The organism is Spirillospora sp. NPDC049652 (genome assembly GCF_040675125.1).
Classification (GTDB): Bacteria; Actinomycetota; Actinomycetes; order Streptosporangiales; family Streptosporangiaceae; genus Spirillospora.
The window spans coordinates 1-5,399 of record NZ_JBFAOF010000479.1 but is presented as its reverse complement, the minus strand read 5'-3'; the positions used below and the strand labels follow the sequence as shown (position 1 = coordinate 5,399).

4 protein-coding genes are annotated in these 5,399 nt (G+C 74.0%); 3 read left to right on the top strand and 1 reads right to left on the bottom strand.

Annotated elements, in window-relative coordinates:
* Positions 1-79: 79 nt before the first annotated feature.
* Positions 80-1,867: an ABC transporter substrate-binding protein gene (locus tag AB0J52_RS25655; protein WP_500184797.1), complete on the bottom strand. Its 1,788-nt coding sequence runs from the start codon at positions 1,865-1,867 to the stop codon at positions 80-82.
* A 97-nt stretch (positions 1,868-1,964) separates the two neighbouring features.
* Between AB0J52_RS25655 and AB0J52_RS25650 the strand changes: the two genes are divergently transcribed.
* From AB0J52_RS25650 to AB0J52_RS25640, 3 genes are read left to right on the top strand one after another with little or no spacing between them, the layout of a single operon-like run.
* The gene (locus tag AB0J52_RS25650) at positions 1,965-2,813 is read left to right on the top strand and encodes a hypothetical protein (RefSeq protein ID WP_500184796.1); all 849 of its coding nucleotides are present in this window, start codon (positions 1,965-1,967) and stop codon (positions 2,811-2,813) included.
* Complete coding sequence (locus AB0J52_RS25645) at positions 2,810-4,054, top strand: aminotransferase class V-fold PLP-dependent enzyme (protein WP_500184794.1); 1,245 nt, start codon at positions 2,810-2,812, stop codon at positions 4,052-4,054. Before AB0J52_RS25650 ends, AB0J52_RS25645 begins: the two co-directional genes overlap by 4 nt.
* Positions 4,051-5,328 carry a trans-sulfuration enzyme family protein gene (locus tag AB0J52_RS25640; RefSeq protein ID WP_500184792.1) on the top strand — a complete coding sequence of 426 codons (1,278 nt, stop codon included), beginning with the start codon at positions 4,051-4,053 and terminating at the stop codon, positions 5,326-5,328. The genes AB0J52_RS25645 and AB0J52_RS25640 overlap by 4 nt, the downstream gene beginning before the upstream one ends.
* Positions 5,329-5,399 lie beyond the last annotated feature (71 nt).

The window sequence follows — 5,399 nt, the reverse complement described above, 5'->3', positions numbered from 1 at the left end:
CCGCTCCCGGAACGCGCCGGCCCGGACGCGGACGCCTGGTCGCGGAAGCCCGGCCCCGGAAGCCCGGACGCGGGAGCCGTCAGGTGGCGGGGTCGAGCCAGATGTTGGTGATGTCGAAGAACTGGATCTGCGGCACGTGCACCGGGTTGCGGACGCGGCTGCCGTGGTAGCGCGAGGTCATCGCGGCGAACGACAGGATCGGCACCACCGGCAGGTCGGCCATGATCCGCGCGTCCACCTGGTGCCAGAGCTCCTCGGCGGCGGCCGGGTCGGGCTCCTCCAGCGCCCGCTCGATCAGCTCGTCCACCTCGGGGTTGCTGTAGCCGCCGTAGTTGGTGGTGCCCGGCACGTCGTTGGTCTGGAACAGCGGCTGGACGATCACCCGGCCGTTGTTGCCGAACCAGTCGGGCGTGAAGCCCGGCTCGGCGATGTCCCACGCCCCGGCGCGCCCGGCGTCGGGGTTGGACAGCGCCGACCCGTAGTACTCGGCCTGGGTGTAGTAGCGGTAGTCGAGCGTGATCCCGATCCGCTCCAGGCTCTCCTGCACGCAGGCCATGACCTTCTGGTGGATGCCGATCTTCCGGACGGCCGCGATCAGCGTGAGCCCGTCGCCGTACCCCGCCTCCACCAGCAGCGCGCGGGCCTTCTCCGGGTCGCCGCGTGAGCCGGGGGTGGGGTAGGGGTCGAAGTCGTCCCGGTGGCCGATGCTGCCGACCGGGATGACCGAGCCGAGCGGGCGGTTGGGCGCGTCCAGGGCGTCCAGGATCTCGCCGATCGCGACCTTGTCGATGGCGTAGGCGACCGCCTCGCGCACGCGCCGGTCGCTCGTCGCGCGCCCGGCGTTCGGGCTGCGCAGGTTGAACACGATGTACGGGTTCAGCGCGAAGCCGGGGTAGCTGCGCGCGGGCGCGTCCTGGCTGGGCTTCGGGCGGTCCCACGAGACGGAGGTGTAGGACCAGGCGAGGTCGACCTCGCCCGCGTCCATCCGCCGCTCCATCTCCGGCACCGGCGAGGTGTCGACCTCGATCTCGATCCGCTCGACGTACTGGTCGCGGATCGGGTCGGTCTCCTTGCGCCACACCGGGTTGCGCTCCATGACGATGCGCTCGCCGCGGTCGGCGAAGTGGACGAGCCGGTACGGCGCGCACGACAGCGTGTTCCGGCGGAACTCCATGCTGTCGGGCAGGTGGTCGTCGTACTCGACGGGCGCGGGCGCGGTGAACCCGGTCGCGAGGATGTTGAGCATGTCGTTGGCGGGGCGCCGGAGCCGGAACTCCACGGTGCGGTCGTCCAGGGCGCGCAGCCCGGCGATGTCGTGGGAGTTCTGGAACTCGGCGAGCGCCTTCGGGGTGGGGTCGGTCTCCTCGAAGGCGGCCCGGTAGGCGTCGCAGTACTCGCGCATGCCCTCGATCGTGGTGGTGAAGTAGGGCAGCGCCCCGGCCCCCGACACCGGGTTCGGCAGCCGCTTGAACGCCCGGACCACGTCGTGCGCGGTGACCTCGCGGGGCGGCGCGGAGTCCCACAGCACGCCCTCGCGCAGCCGGATCGTGTACGTCCTGCGGTCGGCGCTGATCCCGCCGTTCTCGACGGTGGGCACCTCGGCCGCCAGGTCCGGCTCGGGGGTGAACGACCGGTCCGGCGCGGACAGGTCGTCCTGGGCCGGATAGGCGAACAGGTGCCGGGTGAGGGCGCGCAGGATCTGGGCCGAGGTGGCGTAGTAGGCGCTCGCGGTGTCGATGTGGTCCACGCCGCCGGGGCCGCGCAGCCGCAGCGTGCCGCCGTACCTGGGGTCTCCCGTCCGGGCCGGGGGGCCGGCCGCGGCGGCGGTCCCGCGCGTCGGCGTGGACTCTGACGCGGTGTTGGTCATCACTGTCCGCCTTCCCTGGATTGCTATAGGATTATCAAGTGATGTGTGAGGAATGGCAAGACGACGGCCGCCGCCCGCGTCACGGGGGAGGGTGACCGTGCCCCTGCGCCTGCCCGGCGACCTGCGGCATATCGCGCAGCGGCACATCGACCGCTGGTCGGATGGCCTGACGGGGCCTGATGGCGTGCCGGACGTCGCGGAGCTGGGCCGCCTGCGGGTCGCGCCGGACGAGGGGTTCGGTCGCCGGGTGGCCGACCTGTACGAGCGCGCGGTCCGGTTCCAGTGCGATCCGGACCTGCTCGAACGCTACGAGATAGTGAAGCTTCATAACCGGATGCTGTACGACGAGGTCACCGCCGCCGGGATCACCGTCCGGCCCTGGACGCGGGACGGCCAGCCCTACCGCGACTCGCGGGACCTGCGCGGCCGCGTCGTCCGCACCGGCACCCTGGAGGTCTTCCTCACCGAGCGGGGCCACGGTCCCTTACCCGGCGGCGGCGCGGACGGGCGCGACCCCGGCCACCGCGACGCGGAACCTCGCGGGGGGAGCCGCCGGGGGAAGGGCGGCCCGGAGGCGGGAGGCGACGGCGGGCGGCATCCGCTGCGCGGGCCGTCCGGCGTCCGGGCGGGCGGGGTGGACCTCCAGCACAACGACCTGTTCCGCGTCGTGCACGACCTGTTCGGCCACGTGATGTTCGGGCACACCTTCGGCCCGGCGGGCGAACTGCTCGCGGCGCGCTGCCAGATGCAGCTGTACCCGCGGGCCGCCTGGCCGGTCGTGTTCGCCGAGCAGGTCGGGCAGGTCTGCTGGTTCTACTACGGCCCCCACCGGGCGCTCCCGCCGGGCCGCCGCCCCTATCCGGAGCAGAAGGTGCTCGCCTTCCCGGACCGATTCCTGGACACGTTCGCCGGGCTGTTCCGGCGCGCGGAGGAGGGACCCCCATGACCGACCTGGCAGCCGACTTCCCGATCCTCTCCGCCACCTTCGACGGCAGGCCGCTGGTCTACCTCGACAACGCGGCGACCACGCAGAAGCCGCGCGCGGTCCTGGACGCCCTCACCGACTTCTACGCCGGCGCCAACGCCAACATCGGGCGCGGCCACTACACGCTCGCCCGGATCGCCACCGACCGCTATGAGGAGGCGCGGGGGATCGTGCAGCGGGCGCTCGGCGCGGCCGACCCCGCCGAGATCGTCTTCACCGGCGGCACCACCGACTCGGTCAACATGGTCGCCGGGACCTTCGGCCGTGGCCGGGTCGGCGCGGGCGACGACGTGGTGGTCTGCGGGATGGAGCACAACTCCAACCTGCTGCCCTGGCGGCGGCTCTGCGAGGAGGCGGGGGCGCGGCTGACGGTCGTCCCGGTGAACTCCCGCGGCCGGGTGGACGTCGCGGACTTCGCCGCCGCCCTCGGCCCGCGCACGCGGATGGCGGCCGTCGCGCACGTGTCGAATGTGCTCGGGACGGTCAACCCCGTCCGGGAGATGGCCGCCGCCGCGCACCGCGCCGGAGTCCCGGTGCTCGTGGACGGCGCGCAGGCCGTCCCGCACATGCAGGTGGACGTCCGCGACCTGGACGCCGACTTCTACTGCTTCTCCGCGCACAAGGTGTACGGGCCGCAGGGCGTCGGCGTGCTGTACGGCCGCCGGGAACTGCTCGCGGAGCTCCCGCCGTACCAGGTCGGCGGCGGCACGGTGAAGGGCGTGAGCGCGGACGAGCCGGTCCGGTACGTCCCGGTCCCGGCGCGGCTGGAGGCGGGCACGCCGAACGTCGCGGGCGCGGTCGGCCTGGCCGCCGCCCTGCGGTACGTCGACAAGCTCGGCTGGGACGAGGTCCGCCGGCGCGACGAGCGGCTCGTCCGGCACGCGGTCGCCGTGCTCGGGGAGGTGCCCGGCGTCCGGGTGGTCGGCGCGCCGCAGGAGACGCCGAGCGGCATCGTCTCGATCGTCGTGGACGGCGTCCACCCCTACGACGTCGGGGGGCACCTGGACCGGCACGGCGTGGCGGTGCGCAGCGGCGTGCACTGCGCCAGCACCTTCCTGGACGACCTCGGGCTGCTCGGCACCGTCCGCCTGTCCTTCGCGGTGTACAACACGGTCGCCGAGGTCGACCGGGTGGCCGAACTGCTGCGGACGGTCCGCCCCGGAACCTGGACGGCCGAGCACCCCACCGCGAGGTTCCTGTGACGCGGCCCGGCGCCGACCGTCCGGACACGGGCCGTCCGGACACGGGCCGTCCGGATTCCGGGTGGCCGGACGCGATGCGGTTCGACACCAAGCTGGTGCGGCTCGGGCAGGAGCCGCAGCCCGGCACGGGGGACGTCGTGCCCCCGATCCATGTCGCGGCGACCTACGAGCGGCGCGTCCAGGACCCGCCGCGCTACTTCTACGGCCGCGGCGAGAACCCCACCCGCGAGGGCCTGGAGCGCTGCCTGGCCGGGCTGGAGGACGTGCGGTTCGCCGCCGCGTTCGCGTCCGGGCAGGCCGCGGGGATGGCGGCGCTGTCGCTGCTGCCGCGCGGGGCGCGGCTGGTGGCGTCCGACGACGTCTACGGCGGCACCCGCGCCCTGTTCGGCCTGCTGGAGCGGCAGGGCGTCCGGGTCGAGCACGTCGACCTGTCGGATCCGGCCGCCGTCGCCGCCGCGTTCGCCGAGCCCGCCGCGATGGCGTGGGTGGAGACGCCCACCAACCCGACGCTCCGCATCGCCGACATCGCGGACGTGTCCGGACGCGCGCACGAGGCGGGCGCGGTGGTGCTGGTGGACAACACCTTCGCGGGCCCGGCGCTCCAGCGGCCGCTGCGCTTCGGCGCGGACGTGACCCTCTACAGCACGACCAAGTCGATCGCGGGCCACTCCGACGCGCTCGGCGGCGCGCTGGTCTGCGACGACGAGAACCTCCACCGCGCTTTCACCGCCTACCGCACGGCGGCGGGCGCAGTGCCGAGCCCGTTCGACTGCTTCCTGGTGCACCGAGGGCTGCGGACGCTGTCGCTGCGCACCGACCGGCAGGTCGGCAACGCCGCCCGGCTCGTCGCCGCGCTCCGCGCGTCCCCGCACGTCGGGGCCGTGTACTACCCGGGACTCCCGGACCATCCCGGCCGCCGGGTCGCGGCCCGGCAGATGGCGGCCCCCGGCTCGCTGCTCGCCTTCGAGTACCTGGGCGACGCCGAGAAGCTGATGGACCGCGTCCGGCTGTTCACCTGCGCGGTCAGCCTCGGCGGCGTCCTGTCGCTGATGGAGGTGCCCGCGCTGATGACGCACGCCGGCGTCGCCCCGGACGTCCGCCGGGCGCTCGGGATCACCGACCGGCTGGTCCGCGTCTCGGCGGGCATCGAGGACCCCGCGGACCTGGTGGCGGACCTGACGGCCGCGCTGCGGCCCGACGAGGAGAACACCGCGAACTCCGAGACCACTGAGACCACCGGGACCACCGAAGACCCCGAGGAGGGTGAGGCATGACGGTCACCTGGCTGGACGGCGCGACCGCGACCGAGCTGCGCCGCGGCGGCCTGCCGCTGAGCGCCCCGTGG

Bases quoted from the DNA above. Each gene is read 5' to 3' on its own strand.
- AB0J52_RS25645 (WP_500184794.1), top strand. From the start codon at position 2,810: ATGACCGACCTGGCAGCCGACTTCCCGATCCTCTCCGCCACCTTCGAC.
- AB0J52_RS25655 (WP_500184797.1), bottom strand. From the start codon at position 1,867: ATGACCAACACCGCGTCAGAGTCCACGCCGACGCGCGGGACCGCCGCC.